The following is an 18794-nucleotide window of genomic DNA, read 5'->3' as shown; positions in this document are numbered from 1 at the left end:
TATAAAAGAAGCTTAATCCGTTTTGCTTCCGAATAAAGAAGATTAAAGATGGTGGGCGATACTGGGCTTGAACCAGTGACCCCCGCCTTGTAAGGGCGGTGCTCTCCCAACTGAGCTAATCGCCCATCTTTAATTCTAAAGCGCATCAAGCATTGCTCTCCGCATAACGGCACTAACCGCCAATCTTTAAAGTTTTCAAATGCACCGAATAAATTCGAAGCAAAATAACATGGTGGGCGATACTGGGCTTGAACCAGTGACCCCCGCCTTGTAAGGGCGGTGCTCTCCCAACTGAGCTAATCGCCCATCTTTAATTTAACCGCATTGAGCATTGCTCTCCGCAAAATGGCACTAATCACCCATGTTATTTATTTAGTCTGTTTTCCTTCTGACTAAAAAGAAGCACAACACATCGGGCTATGCTCGGTGCTTAACGACCTTAATAAGGCATGTCGTTTGTGGGGCGTATTATAGGGAACACCTTTTTTCAGTCAAGCCATTTTTATAATAAAAACCATGATTTATGGTCGATCGCTCAAAGGGTAAACAATGCTTGCTTATTTTCTGGCTAATACGTTTTTTTTTCTTACTTTGTTTTCGAGAAAACAGAAATAGTTAATGTAATTACAATGGTATCCGTTAAAATACGCCTATTATTTTAGCGCCTATACATAAGGACATTTTTCAATGAAAGTTAAAACACGTTTTGCCCCTAGCCCCACTGGTTTTTTACATGTTGGTGGCGCGCGTACTGCGCTTTATTCCTGGTTACATGCGAAAAGTAAAGGGGGTGAGTTTGTACTGCGCATAGAAGATACGGATATTGCGCGTTCAACTCAAGAAGCAGTTGAGGCGATCTTAGAAGGTATGACCTGGATGGGTTTGACTTGGGATGAAGGTCCTTATTACCAGACCAAACGTTTTGATCGTTATAAAGAGATAATCGCCAAGATGCTTGTCGATGGGACAGCTTACAAATGTTACTGCACAAAAGAACGCGTTAATGAACTGCGTGAAGCGCAGGAAAAAGCAGGCCTATCACCACGTTATGATAGCAAGTGTCGGGAGTTAGCACCGCAGAATACCGATGCCCCTTATGTTATACGTTTCAAAAACCCTAAAGAAGGCAGTGTTAAATTTGACGATCATGTCCGTGGTCCGATTGAATTTTCAAATACCGAGCTTGACGATTTAATTATTCAGCGTACCGATGGCACACCGACTTATAATTTTTGTGTGGTCGTTGACGATTGGGACATGGGTATTACTTATGTTGTTCGCGGCGAAGATCATATCAACAATACACCGCGGCAAATTAATATATTAAAAGCATTAGGTGCCCCTTTACCAGAATATGCCCATGTTGCTATGATTTTAGGGGATGACGGTGCAAAACTTTCTAAACGTCATGGTGCAGTCTCTGTCATGCAGTTCCGTGATGAAGGCTATTTACCTGAAGCACTTAAAAACTATCTGGTACGTTTAGGCTGGTCGCACGGTGATCAGGAAATTTTCTCAGAAAAAGAGATGATTGAGCTGTTCTCCCTAGATGCAATTAATAAAGCCCCTTCTGCATTTAATACTGAAAAGTTACTTTGGTTAAATCAACATTACATTAAATCACTGGATCCGGCTTACGTTGCACAGCACCTTGCATGGCATATGGATAATCAAAAAATCGATATGACCAATGGCCCTGCCCTTGCCGATATTGTCAGCGCACTTTCTGAACGCGCTAAAACATTAGTTGAATTAGCGACCACCAGCCGTTACTTCTTTGAAGAGTACGAAGCCTTTGATGCCACTGCCGCCAAGAAACATCTTCGCCCGGTGGCTAAAGATGCGCTTGTTTTAGTTCAGCAAAAACTGCAGGCAAATGATGACTGGACAGATCCAGCTCTGCATCAAATAATCAATGATACAGCCGATGAATTAGGGGTTGGTATGGGTAAAGTCGGTATGCCTCTGCGAGTTGCTATCACAGGCGGCGGGCAATCACCTTCTTTAGATGTCACCCTGCGCTTAATTGGTAAAGAGCGTAGTATTAAACGTATCGATCGCGCACTTGAATTCATCGCTGCGCGCGTTGCTGCTTCATAAAAAAACTAAATATAACTTATTTTGCAAGTTTTAGTTGACAGTTAAGAGCAAGGTGCATAATATGCGCCCTGTTCTTGTTATACCTAACCAATTCAAACGGTTAGTTAAAGATTAAAGTGGGGCCATAGCTCAGCTGGGAGAGCGCAACGCTGGCAGCGTTGAGGTCTGCGGTTCGAACCCGCATGGCTCCACCACTTTAATTTATTTACCTTTCAAAACCCTCAATAATAGTATGTCAGTATCCGTTTTATCCTCCCATTTGATTAAATCCAAATACCTATTAACTGTCTTAGCATAAGATAACGATCATGCTTTCGTATTCTAACGCTGCGCCAATTTTTTATACCCTTTGCAAATCGCCACTTATTATTTTAGTCGAATACGCACCCTCACCGGCACTTATTATTGACTTTATTAGTTTGCCGAATACCGGCTTTAATCGGATCATTTATCCTGCAGCGGATAATCGTTATAACCTTTTGCATCTGCTGAATAAAACGTATCCATATCAGCGCTGTTCAAAGGCGCATTAGCCTGCCAGCGGCAGGCAGATCCGGGTTTGCAAGAAAGGGCCGCCCGACGGCAATCAAATCCCCTTCGCCGGCCGCAAGATCACTTTCCGCGCGCGCTGCATCATAACCTCCCGACAGAATCAGGGTTTGTTTAAATAAACGGCGCAGTTTTTTTTCATCGAATCCGGCACTATCGGCGCCCCCATTGAGGAGTGATCTACTATATGTAAATACAGCAGTCCCAATGCATTTAATTTTTCAGTTAAATAAGTGTAATCGGGCTCCATTGCATCATAAAGTGGCATGTCATTAAATACGCCAAAGGGCGATAAGCGAATACCCACCTTATCCTTGCCGATCGCAGCAACCGTTGCCGCGGCGACTTCCAGCACAAAACGGGCTCTATTTTCAATTGTGCCGCCATATTGGTCAGTACGAATATTGGCATTAGGGCGAATAAACTGTTCCAGTAAATACCCATTTGCTGCATGTAATTCAACACCATCAAAGCCCGCTGCCATTGCGTTTTTAGCCGCCGTGACAAACTCTTTCTGAGTACTGATAATATCATCATGAGTCATCGCCATTGGTACGGGGTGCGCTTTCATCCCCTGTGCATCGGTATATGCAGCAATGGCTGAGGGGCAAGCATATGAGCACCTTGCGGCAGATTAAGGGGATGTGCGATACGTCTGGTGTGCATTAACTGAATAAATATTGTAGCGCCTTTGGCATGTACAGCCTTCGTGACACGCGCCCAAAACCTGCCACCTGCCACCTGTGCAGCTGAAAAAACACCTGGAATACGCGAATAGCCAAGACCATTTTCTGAAGGTGAGGTACCTTCGGTCACAATGAGCCCGGCCGTTGCACGTTGTGCATAATACTTAACCATAAGATCATTTGGCACATTACCAATCGCCCGATTACGGGTCATAGGTGACATAACAAGATGATTTTGTAACGGGTACGAACCAAGTTTGTAGGGACTAAATAATTGCTTACGGGCGGTAGAATTTGACATTTTAAAACTCCTTGTTGATTCGAATTTAAATTCTAATAACAAAGAATAGATTCAAATAAAAAAGTAGCGGCTATTAATCAAAGCAAAACCTAAATTTAAGCCTTTAATATCTTTGAATGTGCTAAATAACTACCCTGCAGATGAAAATATTTGCACGCATCCCATTAAAGAGAGTGAGAAAGTGATGCCTGTTTTGATTTTTTTAGTTGTTGGCAGTTGTAGAAACTGCCATAACCCAGAAGAATTTCAAGACAAGGATTTAACCTAGATTAGTGATCGTTATTTCCGGTAAGGCAATGGTTAAATCGCGATAAAGATTAATCGACAAAGTTTCAGCTAAAGATAAAAATGGCGCGCTTAATACCTCACTGTCTCCTTTTATAACCGTTGGCATGCCCTGATCCGTGTCTTCCCGGTATTTTATATGTAAGGGTAATGCCCCTAAAAAAGGTAAATTGAATTGCTTAGCCAATTTTTTACCACCACCGGTACCAAAAATAGCTTCTTCATGACCGCATTGACTGCATGAATAAAGACTCATATTTTCAATAATACCTGCGACATTGACGGCGACTTTATTGAACATGGAAATGCCTTTTTTTGCATCAATTAATGCCACATCCTGCGGTGTTGTCACCACCACAGCAGCTGTCACCGGCACATTTTGCGACATAGTCAACTGAATATCGCCCGTGCCCGGTGGCATATCGACCACTAAATAATCAAGACCTTGCCAATCCGTTTCATTGAGCACTTGCGACAACGCTTTGCTGGCCATCGGACCACGCCAGATCATGGCATCCTCTTCAGCCACTAAAAAACCGATGCTATTACAAACAATACCATGCGCCTTAATGGGTGACATTAATTTACCATCAACACTTACGGGCTCTGCGCCTTTAACACCCAGCATAGTCGGAATAGAAGGCCCGTAAATATCAGCATCTAAAATACCCACCTGAGCACCATTTTCAGCGAGAGCAAGGGCTAAATTTACACTCACAGTCGATTTACCTACGCCCCCTTTACCCGATGCAACGACAATAATATTTTTGATGTTTGGCAAAGCCGATTTAGTCGTGTCATTTTGTAATGAAGCGACTTGATGATTAACCTTCCAGCTAACCGATTTGCCAAACAACTTTTCAAGTTTAGCGGTGCAATCAAGTTGCAGATTATGCAACCAAGCAGGGGCATAAAAAGGCATTACAATTTTTATAGTCGCGCTCTTTTCATCGATTAAAATTGCCTTGTTGGCCATTAATTTAGCGACCACCTTAGTGGGATCATTTTCCTGCAAACAGGCGGTAACTTTATCTGACAAACTTTTTTTATTAAAAAACACAAATGCTCCTTATTTAAGCAACGAAATCTCCTGTTGCGATAAAACAGTGTAGCAAAACCTGTTATTATTTCATCCACAATTAAATAAGGATTTTTCAAGCCCATTTAAGAGTGGGATTTCAGGCCTTTTTTGGGTAGAATCGCAACCTTAAAATTGAGATTTAACACAACAGGAATAATAAATAAAATGGAAATTCAACAACGTAAAATCCTTGTTACCTGCGCCCTGCCCTATGCAAACGGTCCGATTCATCTCGGCCACATGCTTGAACATGTTCAAGCTGATATCTGGGTTCGTTTTCAGCGTTTACGTGGTCACAATATCCATTTTATTTGTGCAGATGATGCGCACGGCACGCCTATTATGCTTAAAGCACAAGAGATGGGTATTAAGCCGACCGAGATGATAGCGGACATTCGCGCTTCTCACGAAAGTGATTTTTCCGGGTTTAATATCAGCTTTGACAACTATCACAGTACCCACAGCGAAGAGAATCAGGCGCTGTCTTCACAAATCTATATCTTACTGCGTGAAAATGGTTACATTACCAATAGAACCATCTCACAATTATTTGATCCTGAAAAACAGATGTTTTTACCGGATCGTTTTGTAAAAGGAACCTGTCCTGAGTGTAAAGCTGACGATCAATACGGGGATAACTGTGACGCTTGTGGCGCAACCTACAGCCCAACCGAGATGATTAACCCCAAATCAGCGGTTTCCGGCAGCACGCCTATTATGAAAGACACTGAGCATTTCTTTTTCGACCTGCCGCAATTTGAAGATATGTTAAAAGTCTGGACTAAATCAGGCGCGCTACAGACAGAGATGGCAAACAAAGTTGGTGAATGGTTTGAAACCGGCTTAAAGCAGTGGGATATCACCCGTGATGCGCCTTACTTCGGTTTTGAAATACCCGATGCGCCGGGTAAATATTTCTATGTTTGGTTAGACGCACCGATAGGTTACATGGGCAGCTTTAAAAACCTCTGTGATAAAACCGAGGGACTTAACTTTGATGAATACTGGAAAAAAGACAGCGCTGCCGAGTTATACCATTTCATCGGTAAAGATATTGTTAACTTCCACAGTCTATTTTGGCCGGCTGTTTTAGAAGGTGCCGGATACCGTAAACCAACCGCGATTAACGTACACGGTTATGTCACGGTAAACGGCGCGAAAATGTCCAAATCTAAAGGTACTTTCATTAAAGCCAGCACCTACTTAGATAATTTGGATCCTGAGTGTTTACGTTATTATTATGCCGCTAAATTAACCAGTCGTATTGATGATTTAGATTTAAACCTTGAAGATTTTACCCAAAGGGTAAACTCCGATGTGGTTAATAAACTGGTTAATCTTGCCTCTCGTACAGCAGGTTTTATTACTAAAAAATACGACGGTAAATTATCAAATAATGTTTCTGAACCGCAGTTATATCAATCTTTTATTGATGCAGGGGAAAGCATTGCTGCATTATTTGAACAACGTGATTTTGCCCGTGCGATTCGTGAAATAATGGCATTAGCTGACATCGCTAACAAATACATTGATGAGAAAGCACCCTGGGCATTAGCGAAACAGGAAGGCAGCGAAGTTGAAGTGCAGGAAATCTGCTCCATGGGAATCAACTTATTCCGTATTTTAATGACTTATCTAAAACCTATTATACCCAAACTGGCGGCGCGCAGTGAGGACTTCCTGGCGGAAACGCTGGATTGGGAAATAATTAAAACCCCCCTTGCCGGTCATCAAATCAATAAATTTAAAGCGCTATTCCAACGTATTGATCCTAAACATGTAGAAGCCATGGTTGACGCATCGAAGGACAGTCTGGAAGCCGATAAAGCGGCCAAACAGAAACAAGCGGCAGCACAACTTGAAGCTGAAAAATCAGAACTGGATAAAGAGCCGCTGGCGCCGGAAATTGACTTTGATACCTTTGCTAAAACAGACTTACGCGTTGCCCTAATAGCCAAAGCGGAAGCGGTGCCTAAGGCTAACAAATTACTTAAACTGACCTTAGATTTAGGCGGCGAAACACGCACGGTATTTGCCGGTATTAAGTCCGCTTATACACCCGAAGAATTAGAGGGCAGGTTAACGGTAATGGTGGCTAACCTAGCGCCACGTCAAATGAAGTTCGGTTTATCCGAAGGCATGGTATTAGCAACGGGTCCTGGTGGTAAAGAGATCCACATTCTAAATCCGGATGATGGTGCAAAACCGGGCCAACGTATAATGTGATCCCTAGTCTTTAACAAAATAATGATGGCCGGTTAAAGCCGAACAAAATATAAAAGCCCTAAACAGATTAATTGTTTAGGGCTTTTTTATTTTCAATGTTTTGTTTTTAAAGGAGTGGGAACAAGGAGGAATACTTGAAAACTGTTATTCTCTTCTCAAGTATTACAACGTTATTTTTGCTTTGCGGGCGAAATGCCTGCGGTTAACATAAAGCGCATGGCGTCTTCAAAAGGCCAGTCAACATAAATAAGATCGCTGCGCTTCACCAGCGAAGTGATTCCTGCCACCTGATAACTCATTTGAATCAAAACAGGCACCCATTGATCGTTAGGTAAAGCATCACTCACAACCTCAGGAATACTTTCAGAGGTCACAAAGCCGATAATAAAAGTGCCATTGCTTTGTTTAAACAAAACCGTCTGACGTTTTTTGGCTTTTGAATCGTTACTGCCTGCAAGCGATGCTAAATCCTTGATCGAGGTATAAATAGTTCTAAAAAAGGGGAAACGTAATATCTGTTTCTCAAGATTTTGATACAACCAAATTATTGGGCTCACACTAAAGGCCACGCCGGCCACCAGTAACAAACAAAAAATAAGGATAAAACCGCTGCCCGTCCACTGATTACCCAGCCCAATTAAGGTCAAAACAGCATGCCCCATATCATCGAGCGCCACGGTAATAGACCAGCATAACCACACCGACACCGCCAAGGGTAATAGGTTTAATATGCCGCGTAATAATGTTTTTTGCATGACAAACCTTATTCAATAAAAAAAGTAAAACTAAAAAACAGTTAGAAAATATAATAAATTACAAGTTGCTGGAATAGGCGCTTAAGGCGTTGACTGCGATCAGGGTTTTATTAGAAAGACGATCTAATATTCATCACTAATCGAGTTGTCTTAACCGGTTTAATCTTCTTCATTAATTGAGTTGCCTTAACTGGTTTAATATCCTTCACTAATGAAGTTACCTTAGCCGGTTTGATATCTTTCACTAATAGCGTTGCCTTAACCGAAGGCTCCTTCAGTAATAACCGCCAGAAATTCACCGTTAATTTATCAATACTGCGTGATTCGGCATTAGCCAATATCACTACCCCTATCTGCTTATCTTTTGAATAGGCAATCACCGCGCGAAAACCTTCAACCCAGCCACTGTGAAAATATAATATATCCTCCTTATATTGGTAAACACGCCAGCCGATACCATAATGAGCATCATCGATAGTGCCCTTCCAGGTGCGACTTTTTATATCTTTATCGGTGCTAACGACAGGCTCCCTTACCGTCTTCAATAAATCTCCCGAAATCACCTCGGGAGTATGCCCCAACTGCGCAAGCAACCATTTACTCATGTCCGTAATGCTGGCATTGATACCTGCTGCGGCCTCGACTTTGTAAAAATCTGGTTTTATTCTCACTTGATGCCAAGGCCCGTTACGGCTGACTTTAACATGAGGGTAGGCTTTATTAATGGTGTTTTTATAAGCATCAAAACCAACACTGGCATTGTTCATCGCTAAGGGGGTGAAAATCATCTGCTGCATCAAGTCAGCATATGCTTTACCGGTACTGCGTTTAAACACTTCGGATATAAAGCTGAACAGTACATTCTGATAACCGTAACATGCCCCGGGTGAACAAAAAGGCTCTAGCGCTTCAAATTTTGATATAATATGGCTAAATCGAAACCGGCCTTTTAAATAACCATCAAAGGCATTGGGCATTAATCCGCTGCTGTGGCTTAGCACATGCTTGATGGTAATAGCTTCGGCTTGACCTGGCTGTTTAAGCTTAAATTCAGGTATATAATCAACAATAGAATCGTCCCAGGAAAATGATTTTTTTTCGATCATCAGCGCGGCTAACTCAGCGGAAAATGTTTTTGATACCGAGGCCAATCTGAAAGAAGTGTCTTTATCGATCGCTTTGTTATTTTTTTGTCCACGTACCCCATAGGCTTTAATGGTCGACACTCGGCCACCCCGGACAATGGCATAAGCGGCACCGGGGATTTGATTAACCCGCATAGCCTGCTTAAACTGCTTGCTGAACTCAGTTTCTATTTTTGAAGGAGCGGTTGATTTAGCGAAGACAGGTGCTGTTGTACCTAAAGCAACCAGTGTGAAAAAAAAGACTATAATATGCTTCAAAAAACATCCCTAATGGCAGTTATGCAAAAAACACAGTTTATCAAAAGATAAGCCTGCCATCACCCTATTAGCCAATAAAGACACTATCGAGTCGCGCCAGAATCTATCTACAAAAGAGCTTAAATCACACAACTTATTGTATTAATTATAAAAAAATTATCACAGGAAACTTTATTCGCGATCCTCAACTGAAAATTATCAGTCATAATTTTCATAAAAAAATCAATAAACAGCTTAAAAGATAAACATCCGCTAAATGATGATCGTTTAATAACCTTCATTAAATACAAATAACACCCAAAATCCCTTTACCTTTGATTTAAGTCTAAGGTTTATACTAATACCAAACGCATCAAATAAGTGATCAGCCTTGCTGGTTAAAATCAACCCTATCTTCGTTATAAGTCTTATTCAGAAGGTCCTGTTCTTCACCACTTCGTGGCCAGCTAAAGCTGTTCAAAATTGTTCCATACAATTTTGTGAAAGGAGAATAACTACTTCCTACAACTTATGCCTTGTTAGTTTTGATTTTTCCTGCGCAATACAAGATCACATCTTTAATGCATTTGGTATAATCACAGGTTACCTCATTTAAGGATAAAAAATGTACCGAATAGGTGAGCTTGCAACGCTCTGTAAAATAAAAACTGACACCTTAAGGTTTTACGATAAGCAGGGACTTTTTGTGCCGTCATCAAGAACTGAATCGGGTTACAGACTCTACACAAAAAAAGATGCTCAGCGATTACGTTTTATATTAAGGGCCAAAACCATCGGTTTTACACTGGTGGAAATTTCAGAACTGCTTTCCATTGAGCTGGATAAATCAAATAAAGCCTGTGCAGATGTAAAAAGCCTGGTTGATCTCAAATTAGCAGATATCAGTCAAAAAATAGAACAACTCCATTATTTTAAAAACGCTTTACAACAACTCTCAAGCGACTGTTGTGGCGGACCGGAAAGTGCTCAACATTGCTCTATTCTCGAAGCGCTAGAATCAACGTCATCAGCAAAAAATCGCACTAATAATGGGCATCATCAAGCACATTCTCATGCCACAAAATAGGGTTTAATTATGTTACTAATTCATTTCATCGATCTCTTTTTAGACTCAGCGCCCTGGTTATTATTAGGGTTAATATTTGCAGGTATGCTTAAGATGTTTGTCCCGATGAAATGGATCCATAATCAGTTAGGGGGACACGGTTTTAAAAGTACCATTAAAGCGGCTTTAATTGGTGCACCTTTGCCCTTATGCTCATGCGGTGTTATTCCAGCCGCAGTGGGCCTTCGGCGGTCGGGCGCATCTAAAGCGGCAACCACCTCTTTTTTAGTCTCAACACCAGAAACTGGGATCGATTCAATCACGGTTTCTTATGTCTTACTGGGTCCTTTTATGGCGATAGTGAGACCGATCGCAGCAATTACCAGTGCAATCGTTGCAGGTTTATTGGTCGGCAAAGATGACCCTCAAAAAGAAACTGAAAAAACAGATAATAGCGCCCCTAAAAAGCGTTCCAAAGAGGTGAATAAAACCACTTGCTGCACTGGTAAAACACCTGTGATTAAAGCGGTGCATGCATCCTGCTGTACAGGCACTGCACCTTTGCAAACTAAGACAGCGCAATATTGCGAATCAACTCAAGATATTACGCCCGGGGGAACTGATACAAAACCGTGCTGCGAATCAACACAAGACACTGCGCCTGATACTGCAGAGTGTTGCCAATCAACTCAAGACACTACACCCAAGCAAACTGATACCGCAGAGTGTTGCCAATCAACTCAAGATATTGCCACACAATTGCAGGGAACCTCTATTATCGGGCGGGTCCTTAAAGGCGTTCATTTTGCCGCAACTGATTTAGTAAAGGATATAACGGTTTGGTTGCTAATCGGCTTATTTTTTGCGGCTCTGGTACAGACCTATGTACCCGCTGACTTTTTAGTGCGATGGGGTGATGGCATTTTAGCCATGTTGGTCATGGTGATTATTTCCGTGCCTATGTATATCTGCGCAACCGCTTCAACACCGATAGCGGCAGGATTATTATTAGCAGGCGTATCACCGGGCGCGGTATTAGTCTTTATGTTAGCCGGGCCTGCCACTAACATAGCAACTCTGGGAGTGGTCGCTAAGGAGCTCGGAAAACGCGCACTATGGGGGTATTTAGGGGGCGTGTTAAGCGTTGCATTGATATCGGGAATATTAGTTAACTATTTGGTCAGCACTTTTGGTATTTTAGTAACACCTCAAATCGGTGAACAACATCAGCTATTACCAGAAATTGTCGTTAACCTCTCGGCCATTATTCTGGCAATACTAATGGCTAAAGTTCTTTATAATATGCTTCCTAAAAAACTCAAACAAAAAAACTGCTGTTCTTGATTATTCGGGGTGTTATTTAGGCACCCTTTCCCCCGTTGGAAAAACAGCTCTATCCCAAAATAAACCGGCAGATTCAGCGTTCAGAACATAACCATTAAGCAGCCGGCAACAACACTGAATAGTGCTACCTTTAAGCGTTTTTTATACTCCAAAGGTCAACAGATCCTAGTCAAAACAGGGCTTTATTCTATACTCTATAAAGTATCTCAATGCGGAGTGAATGGTTATGTTAAAAGCCCTTTTTATTGATTTAAGCGGTGTATTGTACGAAGGCGACAAAGTGATTCCCGGCGCTGTCGCTGCCATTGAGAAAGCAAGAGCAAGCCAGTTACAATTACGTTTTGTTACTAATACTTCCCGCAAAACCCGCGCTCAGTTGTTAAATGATCTTCAACGTTTAGGCTTTGAGGTGCAGGAAAAAGAGCTTTTTACTGCACCTGTCGCTGTTCATGCTTGGCTGCAGGAAAAAAAACTTCGCCCCTATTGTCTTATTCACCGCAATATCAAAAGTGAATTCGCTGATCTGCTGCAGACAATGCCTAATGCGGTTGTGATTGGCGATGCTGAGCAGAATTTTTGTTATGATAAGTTAAATCGCGCCTTTCAATTATGCCAGCAAGGCGCGGTGCTAGTCGGCATTGGGTACAATCGTTATTTTAAATTAGAGGGGCAACTCCTATTGGATGCCGGCCCCTTTATAAAGGCCATTGAGTTTGCGGCATCGGCACCAGCTATTATCATCGGAAAACCCAGTAAAGATTTTTTTCTACAAGCACTTGGATCAACGGATTTGAGTGTTGATCAAGTTTTGATGATTGGTGATGATATCTATGGTGATATTGAAGGTGCAATAAATGCAGGGCTGCTTGCCGGATTGGTTCGTACTGGAAAATACCAAACAGGCGATGAGCATAAAATCAGCGCAGCCCATTTGACATTTAACTCAATTGTCGACGCGGTGGACTATGCCTTATCAGATCAAAGTCATCATTAGATTTTAACGGTGTTAAAATCTAATTATGACTAAGTACGATATAGTACTTTGATCACATGCCAGCCAAACTTGGTTTTAACTACATGCGGGGTTAATATTTCACCCGTAAATGCAACCTTGTCAAAGGCCGGCACCATTTGACCTTTTCTAAATTCACCGAGATCGCCACCTTTTTTACCCGATGGACAAGTTGAGTATTTCTTCGCTAATGTTTGGAATTTCGCGCCTTTCTTTAGCTGTAAAAGGATCTCATCCGCTTTTTCTTTATGCTTTACTAAAATGTGCAAAGCAGCTGCTGTTCCCGCCATACTGACCTCAATTATTAAAAACAACATGGATTGTAATACCAAACCCTCTCATTTTCTATTGATTTATGCGGGTTAAAGTCAATGCGAGCCAGACATAAAACGCGATTTTAGTCTATTCCACCGTTTTAATTTTAAAGAAGATAGGAAAATTCCCCGTTTTTTATCACAAGAAAATAAATCTATTGGATCAAACGGTGAATAAAAAGGCTGTTTTTTTAAGCCCCAATAAAAAACTGCGGAATCGAGTTTTAGTCTTTATGATTGCTTTGATTCTGTTATCCTTCACTTTCTGGACAGCTAACGTGATTCAAAATAGTTCCTTACTATTTTATGCCTTTAGAACAAATAGTTACTGTAATAAACAGATTGCTTTCATGCGTTTATTCTGAATCTTGATAGAGCACCTAATCTGCAAAACAGGTACAATACAAAGCATTACCTTTATTGGAGCGGATGGAAGGTAAGCCATATTTATCAAGCCAGGCACTAAAATGCGGCTTCTCAGATTCGCTTTAAAAGAGTATTCATATTAGATCAGCTAAGCGCTTTACAGCAGAAATATGTTTATGAAAACGAACTAAGACTTGCTTTAAATAATACCAAATGTATTAAAGAGGTGATCTTGTATTGCGTAGGAAAAATTAACACTAGCAAGGCATGAGTTGCAGTAAGTAGTTATTCTCCTTTCACAAAATTGTATGGAACAATTTTGAACAGCTTTAGCTGGCCACGAAGTGGTGAGAACAGGACCTTCTGAATAAGACTCATAACCCAGATGGGGTTGATTTTAATCAGCAAGGCTGATCACTTATTTGATGCGCTAGGTATAATGCTCTGCTGAAGACAAAAAAAGGCATTACTGAACTAAAATCAAGCTAGATTAGCATTATTTTCCGCATTAAAAATAACGGCATTAACAGCTTAAAAATAAATCGTTATTTGATTGAAATTTATTAAGGAATTTCTATGAATTATATTGCACTCCCCTTAAGCGTCTTTTTTATCTTCGTCGCACCGCTGTGGTTATTCCTGTATTACCGCAGTAAAAAACAGACAGGCAAAGGTTTATCCGCCGCCGATCAAGAAAATTTACAATCCCTTGTAAAACGTAGCGAAGAAATGCAGCAGCGAATAGCGTCATTGGAAGAAATTCTTGATAAAGAAGCACCACAATGGAGAGAAAAATGAATAAAAAAAGACTCTATCGTAATCCTGAAAATGCCAAATTAGCGGGCGTGTGCGCCGGAATAGCAGAGTATTTTGACATTGAAGTATGGCTTGTCCGGTTATTAGTGGTATCAGCCTTTTTATTTACCGCAGGATTTTTTGTGTCTCTCGCCTATCTTGTGGCTTATTTTACCTTAGATGAAATCCCGGAAAAGCAGCAGTGGCAACAAAATGCCTATAAGAAGCATAAGATAAAAAATAAAGCTTGGCAGACAGGTGATTCTGCACAGAAAATATTAGAAAACATAAGCATTGAATTCGATAAAATGCAGAAAAAAATTGAGCAGATGGAAGGCTATGTAACTTCATTAAAATACAAAATAAAACGTGAATTTTCAAATAAAAACAAGTAGTTATACTCTACTTCTCTTAGGGTCCTGAGCATAAAATAATAAATCTATTATACTGTACTATAAAGCTTCGCTCCCTCGATATCTTTATATTATAATAATCTAAATCACAAAATTCACTTATTTTCATACTTTAATTTAGTTTTTCATGGTAAGAATAATGTCAACTATTCCGCTAAAGCGGCCGACTTGGTTGACTAGCGTCATGCTGGAGATGTTAGTGGTATGCAAGCGATAGACAGAAATAGGCACGTTGAAATGCCTCCTCATAGGATTATACTTTAAGCTATTAGGGGCTATATTGCTTAAAGTATAATGCCAAGCCTGTCATTATCTGGTCGAGAGGAAGTCGCAACTGGTCGAGAGAAAATCACAACGGGTCGAGAGGAAATCACAACTGGTCGAGAGGAAATCACAACAATGGGACTACTCAAAGCGAATCCTACGTAATACTCTGGCGACGGTTTTTTTCCCGTCGGGTTTTAGGCGTTAATTTACGCAGTCCGACTGGCAAGCAGTGGCGGTAAAAAACGGCTAGCCCACTCTTACTTTTAAGCGCTGTAAAGAGTGATTGTCACTCACTCTGCGCTAAAGCACAGGGTATCTTGCGGAGAAATTGATGAACATAAGGCATTGGTGGAAAACGGCTCTCCTACTTTCTCTACTATGGCAAATAGTGAGTGTCCCTGCACGTGCTGAACTTGTTAACCTGAAATATCCGACCTTAATCACCGCACTCTATCAACAGCACCCGGACAAAAACTTTTGGGCTGCCCCTGCCCTACGGGACGAATTTGAAAAACAAATATCATTAATTGTGCTTGCTGATATTAGTGATGATTTGTTTTCCCCCTATCGAGCATTAAAAAAGGCGAGCGAGCAAAAAGATTGGCAGCAGTATGAACTACTGGCATCGGATTTATTGCTATTTTATCTGTCCTACCATCAACAACTACCCGACAAAGTGACTTCCTGGTTATTTGCAGGGAGAATTAAAAACAGGTTAAAAGCGCCTTCAAAAGAATCTATCGACGCATTTTTTAATGCCGATTCCGCGCAAATAAGATTGCACTATTTACAGAGATTATCACCTATATCGGCACAACAATCTCAGCTCTATCAAAGTCTATTAAAACTAAAAAATACACCTGAGCAAAATTTAGAGACCGTAAAACTGACTGAATTTGCCAAAATAGGGGATCCGCTTACACAAAAACAAGTTCTTTTGTCCCGATTAGAAATGTCGGGCGAACTGTCTCTGCAAGAAAAACAGCAGATTGAGTTGGAAAATCATGAATGGTACAGCCCGGAACTTGGGAGAATAATCCGTTTATTTCAAATTCGCCATGGTTTGAAACCCGACGGTATTATAGGAAAAAACACTCGATATTGGCTTAATATCAGCCGTCAGGAACGACTCCGCTTAATGGCCTTAAACATTCTTAGGCAGCAGTTATGGACAATGGATAATAGCAGAAAAATAGTGGTTAATATTCCGGACTACAAAATGGAGTACTGGGAAGGCGATCAAAAAATATTTGAAAGTAAGGTCATAGTGGGTCAAACAAGGCGCAAAACCCCACTTTTTTCAGCCCGACTTGATGCCATCATATTCAACCCGAGTTGGAATGTGCCGGTGAGCATAATGCGTGCAGATATCCTGCCCTCGGTGTTATTAAACATAAATTACCTAAACCAACACGGTTATGAAATCATTGAAAATTATCAAAGTAAAAAGGCGATAGAGGCGAATACAATTAACTGGAAACCGATGACTGCCAATAATTTTCCCTATCGATTACGCCAAAAATCAGGTGAAAATAATGCGCTTGGTCTATATAAATTTAATACCCCTAACAAAAATGCTATTTACTTACACGATACACCCGCAAAATATTTATTTGAAAAACAACACCGGGCATTCAGTTCCGGCTGCATACGCATCCAAAAAGCAGAAAAATTTGCACAACTATTAATGGATAAATCAGGTTATTCGCTTGAGTATTATAAAAATCATCATAACGTGCCGGAAACCAGCACAGTCACTTTAAAGAAAAAAATCACGGTTTATAGCATTTATAAGACGGTATGGGTGGATCAATTTGGCTCAACACAGTTTAGAAATGATATCTATCGGTACGACAAATAAGTAACGCTTTAAATTTGACTAAAAATTATTTTTTTTTGAAAATAAAAAACTGTTTACTGTTCAATAACTAACCATTAAAAACATATTTATCCACATTTATGCCGTTTTTTAAATTTGACTGCAGTACAAATAATCAGTAGTTTCACCCGTTCACTTGTCTATTTGTTCCTTTTCTACTGTTGAGTCCTATGCCAAAAACTGATCTTAGTCGTCGCAATGCCATATTAACGGGTATCGTTACATTGGGTGCAATATGCGCCCCTTCTGTTTCATTCGCCTCTTTATTTAAAGACACTCCGAGAGAGTTAAACCTGAACAATCTCCATACGGGTGAGGAATTACTGACTGAGTATTTTAATGGTAAGCACTATCAGCGCAGTGAAATGAAAAAAATCAATCATTTCTGTCGTGATTTTCGCCGTAACGAAGCCATCAATATGGACAAAAGATTATTCGATCATTTAATGGCAATTCAAAAAACCATTGGCTGTAATAGCCAAGTTCAATTAATTTCGGGTTATCGTTCTCCCGAGACCAATAAAATGCTTAGCGCTCGATCAGGGGGCGTGGCGAAAAAAAGTCTGCATATGCTCGGCCGGGCAATTGATTTTCGTTTGGAAGGCGTACCGTTAATAGAAGTCAAAAAAGCGGCATTATCCCTTAAAGCGGGCGGTGTAGGTTATTATCCTAAAAGTAATTTTGTTCACATTGATACGGGTAATGTTCGTTCTTGGGGATAAATCGGTCAACAGAGTTAAAAACCGGGAATGACATTAGCCATTGCAAATAACATTATGCAATGGCTAATAAAAAATTAAAACTTATTCTTTACCCAGTTGTTTACCCCAATGGTTGCCGATTAAACGCACATGCAGAGTTATCTCTTCACGATCATGATAAAGCTGCTTCGCCTGCAGTTCATACTGAAGACCTTCCTTTTCGAACATATCGGTTAATATTTTAATATCTTCGGACGCTTCCTGATAACGTTTTTTCATGGGTAATTTAAGGTTGAAAATAGCTTCTTTACACCAACCGTCAATTAACCATTGCGCCATCAGTTTAGCCACACGCTTGGGTTTCTCAATCATGTCACAGACCAGCCAGTCTATGTTCTTGCGCTCGGGTTCATATTTAAACCCGTCGACCATATAATGAGTGACCTGGCCGCTATCCATTAGGCTTTGAGCCATAGCACCATTATCAATAGCGGTGACAAACAAACCGCGGCGAACAAGCTGGTATGTCCAGCCACCGGGACAGGCACCTAAATCGACCGCGCGCATCCCTGAATGTAGACGCTCGGCCTGTTCTTCCGCCGTGAGAAAAACCTGAATAGCTTCATCAAGCTTCAATGTAGAACGACTGGGCGCTTCACTTGGTGAACGTAAACGCGCGATACCCATGTAAAATTCACTGCGGTTATGCGGCACAGAAAAACCGATATAAGCGGATTTATTATCTAAAAAACATAAATGATAAAAAATCTTATTGTGATTCTCTTTTGCAGTGAGACTATTATGTTTTCTTAATGCCTGACGTAAAGGCACTGTAAATTTACGGCAAAAAGTGAGTAGTGGCTTGGTTTCATCACCCTCAGGTGTTTCAACATAAAGATCGCCACCTAATGGCAGATTACGCGTAATTTCCAAAATAGGGCTAATACGGTCATCCAGTGGCAAATCATTAATAAATGCTTTAACTGCAATCAACTGCCGTGAAAATATCAGCTGTTTATAATCAAGCTGTTGTAATAAATATTCCACCTGTTGCGGATCATAACACTGGTAGAAAACGTAACCGCTATTACGTTTTGTTTTTACAAAACCAAATACTTCTAACGCGCTTGCTTTGTCCTGCAGCTCATTAGCACAGTCGTTTTCGAACCCAGGACGACAATATAATAAAATTCCTAACATACTTACCTCTAGAATGCGTTCCCGTCATCGACGTGGAAACTTTCATTCTGTTAAAACGTTCACTCACAATTT

Annotated in this window: 17 protein-coding genes and 3 tRNA genes; 10 read left to right on the top strand and 10 right to left on the bottom strand. The window is 40.8% G+C overall.

Annotation, left to right across the window (positions count from 1 at the left end; all coding sequences use genetic code 11):
- Positions 1 to 49 precede the first annotated feature (49 nt).
- Together CXF72_RS04450 and CXF72_RS04445 are read right to left on the bottom strand one after the other, a co-directional pair.
- Positions 50 to 125, bottom strand: a tRNA-Val gene (locus CXF72_RS04450).
- Between the two features lie 105 nt (positions 126 to 230).
- Positions 231 to 306: transfer RNA gene (locus CXF72_RS04445), tRNA-Val, on the bottom strand.
- Between the two features lie 381 nt (positions 307 to 687).
- On the opposite strand from CXF72_RS04445, the gene gltX reads away from it, so the two are divergent.
- The gene (gene gltX / locus CXF72_RS04440) at positions 688 to 2100 is read left to right on the top strand and encodes a glutamate--tRNA ligase (RefSeq protein ID WP_101037104.1); all 1413 of its coding nucleotides are present in this window, start codon (positions 688 to 690) and stop codon (positions 2098 to 2100) included.
- A 118-nt stretch (positions 2101 to 2218) separates the two neighbouring features.
- Positions 2219 to 2294: transfer RNA gene (locus tag CXF72_RS04435), tRNA-Ala, on the top strand.
- Positions 2295 to 2618: 324 nt separating this feature from the next.
- On the opposite strand, the gene CXF72_RS20200 is transcribed toward CXF72_RS04435, so the two are convergent.
- From CXF72_RS20200 to apbC, 4 genes are all read right to left on the bottom strand, one after another.
- On the bottom strand, positions 2619 to 2750 hold the full coding sequence (locus CXF72_RS20200) for a hypothetical protein (protein WP_442966026.1): 132 nt from the start codon (positions 2748 to 2750) through the stop codon (positions 2619 to 2621).
- A 2-nt stretch (positions 2751 to 2752) separates the two neighbouring features.
- Complete coding sequence (locus CXF72_RS19525; protein ID WP_232784875.1) at positions 2753 to 3220, bottom strand: oxidoreductase; 468 nt, start codon at positions 3218 to 3220, stop codon at positions 2753 to 2755.
- Entirely contained in the window at positions 3217 to 3636 is a 420-nt protein-coding gene (locus tag CXF72_RS19520; protein WP_198552496.1) for an oxidoreductase, read from the bottom strand. The genes CXF72_RS19525 and CXF72_RS19520 overlap by 4 nt, the downstream gene beginning before the upstream one ends.
- Positions 3637 to 3895: 259 nt before the next feature.
- Positions 3896 to 4981: an iron-sulfur cluster carrier protein ApbC gene (gene apbC, locus CXF72_RS04425; RefSeq protein WP_101037102.1), complete on the bottom strand. Its 1086-nt coding sequence runs from the start codon at positions 4979 to 4981 to the stop codon at positions 3896 to 3898.
- A gap of 186 nt (positions 4982 to 5167) precedes the next feature.
- On the opposite strand from apbC, the gene metG reads away from it, so the two are divergent.
- A complete protein-coding gene (gene metG / locus CXF72_RS04420; RefSeq protein WP_101037101.1) occupies positions 5168 to 7228 on the top strand; it encodes a methionine--tRNA ligase in 2061 nt (686 codons plus the stop codon).
- 170 nt (positions 7229 to 7398) lie between these two features.
- Here the strand turns inward: metG and CXF72_RS04415 are convergent, their stop codons facing one another.
- Positions 7399 to 7983, bottom strand: a complete 585-nt coding sequence (locus tag CXF72_RS04415) for a DUF502 domain-containing protein (RefSeq protein ID WP_101037099.1) — start codon at positions 7981 to 7983, stop codon at positions 7399 to 7401.
- Between the two features lie 110 nt (positions 7984 to 8093).
- Complete coding sequence (locus tag CXF72_RS04410) at positions 8094 to 9386, bottom strand: serine hydrolase domain-containing protein (protein WP_232784874.1); 1293 nt, start codon at positions 9384 to 9386, stop codon at positions 8094 to 8096.
- 604 nt (positions 9387 to 9990) lie between these two features.
- Here CXF72_RS04410 and zntR point away from each other — a divergent pair.
- The 3 genes from zntR to CXF72_RS04395 all read left to right on the top strand — a co-directional run bounded on the left by zntR (position 9991) and on the right by CXF72_RS04395 (position 12769).
- Entirely contained in the window at positions 9991 to 10452 is a 462-nt protein-coding gene (zntR, locus tag CXF72_RS04405; RefSeq protein ID WP_101037097.1) for a Zn(2+)-responsive transcriptional regulator, read from the top strand.
- Between the two features lie 9 nt (positions 10453 to 10461).
- Positions 10462 to 11775, top strand: coding sequence for an SO_0444 family Cu/Zn efflux transporter (locus CXF72_RS04400; RefSeq protein WP_101037095.1), 1314 nt, complete (start codon positions 10462 to 10464; stop codon positions 11773 to 11775).
- A gap of 226 nt (positions 11776 to 12001) precedes the next feature.
- Entirely contained in the window at positions 12002 to 12769 is a 768-nt protein-coding gene (locus CXF72_RS04395; protein ID WP_101037093.1) for a TIGR01458 family HAD-type hydrolase, read from the top strand.
- Positions 12770 to 12798: 29 nt separating this feature from the next.
- On the opposite strand, the gene ppiC is transcribed toward CXF72_RS04395, so the two are convergent.
- Positions 12799 to 13077, bottom strand: coding sequence for a peptidylprolyl isomerase PpiC (gene ppiC, locus CXF72_RS04390; protein ID WP_101037109.1), 279 nt, complete (start codon positions 13075 to 13077; stop codon positions 12799 to 12801).
- A 966-nt stretch (positions 13078 to 14043) separates the two neighbouring features.
- Between ppiC and pspB the strand changes: the two genes are divergently transcribed.
- From pspB to CXF72_RS04370, 4 genes are all read left to right on the top strand, one after another.
- Positions 14044 to 14265 carry an envelope stress response membrane protein PspB gene (gene pspB / locus CXF72_RS04385; RefSeq protein WP_101037091.1) on the top strand — a complete coding sequence of 74 codons (222 nt, stop codon included), beginning with the start codon at positions 14044 to 14046 and terminating at the stop codon, positions 14263 to 14265.
- Complete coding sequence (pspC, locus tag CXF72_RS04380) at positions 14262 to 14657, top strand: envelope stress response membrane protein PspC (RefSeq protein WP_101037088.1); 396 nt, start codon at positions 14262 to 14264, stop codon at positions 14655 to 14657. The genes pspB and pspC overlap by 4 nt, the downstream gene beginning before the upstream one ends.
- A gap of 616 nt (positions 14658 to 15273) precedes the next feature.
- On the top strand, positions 15274 to 16803 hold the full coding sequence (locus CXF72_RS04375; protein ID WP_101037086.1) for a L,D-transpeptidase family protein: 1530 nt from the start codon (positions 15274 to 15276) through the stop codon (positions 16801 to 16803).
- Between the two features lie 188 nt (positions 16804 to 16991).
- Positions 16992 to 17543, top strand: coding sequence for a YcbK family protein (locus CXF72_RS04370; protein WP_101037085.1), 552 nt, complete (start codon positions 16992 to 16994; stop codon positions 17541 to 17543).
- A gap of 81 nt (positions 17544 to 17624) precedes the next feature.
- Here CXF72_RS04370 and rlmM read toward each other — a convergent pair whose 3' ends face one another.
- Entirely contained in the window at positions 17625 to 18722 is a 1098-nt protein-coding gene (rlmM, locus tag CXF72_RS04365) for a 23S rRNA (cytidine(2498)-2'-O)-methyltransferase RlmM (protein ID WP_101037083.1), read from the bottom strand.
- Positions 18723 to 18794 lie beyond the last annotated feature (72 nt).

It is taken from the genome of Psychromonas sp. MB-3u-54 (genome assembly GCF_002836415.1).
Lineage (GTDB): Bacteria > Pseudomonadota > Gammaproteobacteria > Enterobacterales > Psychromonadaceae > Psychromonas.
The sequence above is the reverse complement of the archived record's forward strand: the minus strand, read 5'-3'. Positions and strand labels throughout refer to the sequence as shown.

What these genes read in the sequence shown, in the direction of transcription:
- gltX (WP_101037104.1), top strand. Translation starts at nt 688, where the DNA reads ATGAAAGTTAAAACACGTTTTGCCCCTAGCCCCACTGGTTTTTTACAT.
- CXF72_RS19525 (WP_232784875.1), bottom strand. Translation starts at nt 3,220, where the DNA reads ATGAAAGCGCACCCCGTACCAATGGCGATGACTCATGATGATATTATC.
- CXF72_RS19520 (WP_198552496.1), bottom strand. Translation starts at nt 3,636, where the DNA reads ATGTCAAATTCTACCGCCCGTAAGCAATTATTTAGTCCCTACAAACTT.
- metG (WP_101037101.1), top strand. Translation starts at nt 5,168, where the DNA reads ATGGAAATTCAACAACGTAAAATCCTTGTTACCTGCGCCCTGCCCTAT.
- CXF72_RS04415 (WP_101037099.1), bottom strand. Translation starts at nt 7,983, where the DNA reads ATGCAAAAAACATTATTACGCGGCATATTAAACCTATTACCCTTGGCG.
- zntR (WP_101037097.1), top strand. Translation starts at nt 9,991, where the DNA reads ATGTACCGAATAGGTGAGCTTGCAACGCTCTGTAAAATAAAAACTGAC.
- CXF72_RS04400 (WP_101037095.1), top strand. Translation starts at nt 10,462, where the DNA reads ATGTTACTAATTCATTTCATCGATCTCTTTTTAGACTCAGCGCCCTGG.
- CXF72_RS04395 (WP_101037093.1), top strand. Translation starts at nt 12,002, where the DNA reads ATGTTAAAAGCCCTTTTTATTGATTTAAGCGGTGTATTGTACGAAGGC.
- ppiC (WP_101037109.1), bottom strand. Translation starts at nt 13,077, where the DNA reads ATGGCGGGAACAGCAGCTGCTTTGCACATTTTAGTAAAGCATAAAGAA.
- pspB (WP_101037091.1), top strand. Translation starts at nt 14,044, where the DNA reads ATGAATTATATTGCACTCCCCTTAAGCGTCTTTTTTATCTTCGTCGCA.
- pspC (WP_101037088.1), top strand. Translation starts at nt 14,262, where the DNA reads ATGAATAAAAAAAGACTCTATCGTAATCCTGAAAATGCCAAATTAGCG.
- CXF72_RS04375 (WP_101037086.1), top strand. Translation starts at nt 15,274, where the DNA reads ATGAACATAAGGCATTGGTGGAAAACGGCTCTCCTACTTTCTCTACTA.
- CXF72_RS04370 (WP_101037085.1), top strand. Translation starts at nt 16,992, where the DNA reads ATGCCAAAAACTGATCTTAGTCGTCGCAATGCCATATTAACGGGTATC.
- rlmM (WP_101037083.1), bottom strand. Translation starts at nt 18,722, where the DNA reads ATGTTAGGAATTTTATTATATTGTCGTCCTGGGTTCGAAAACGACTGT.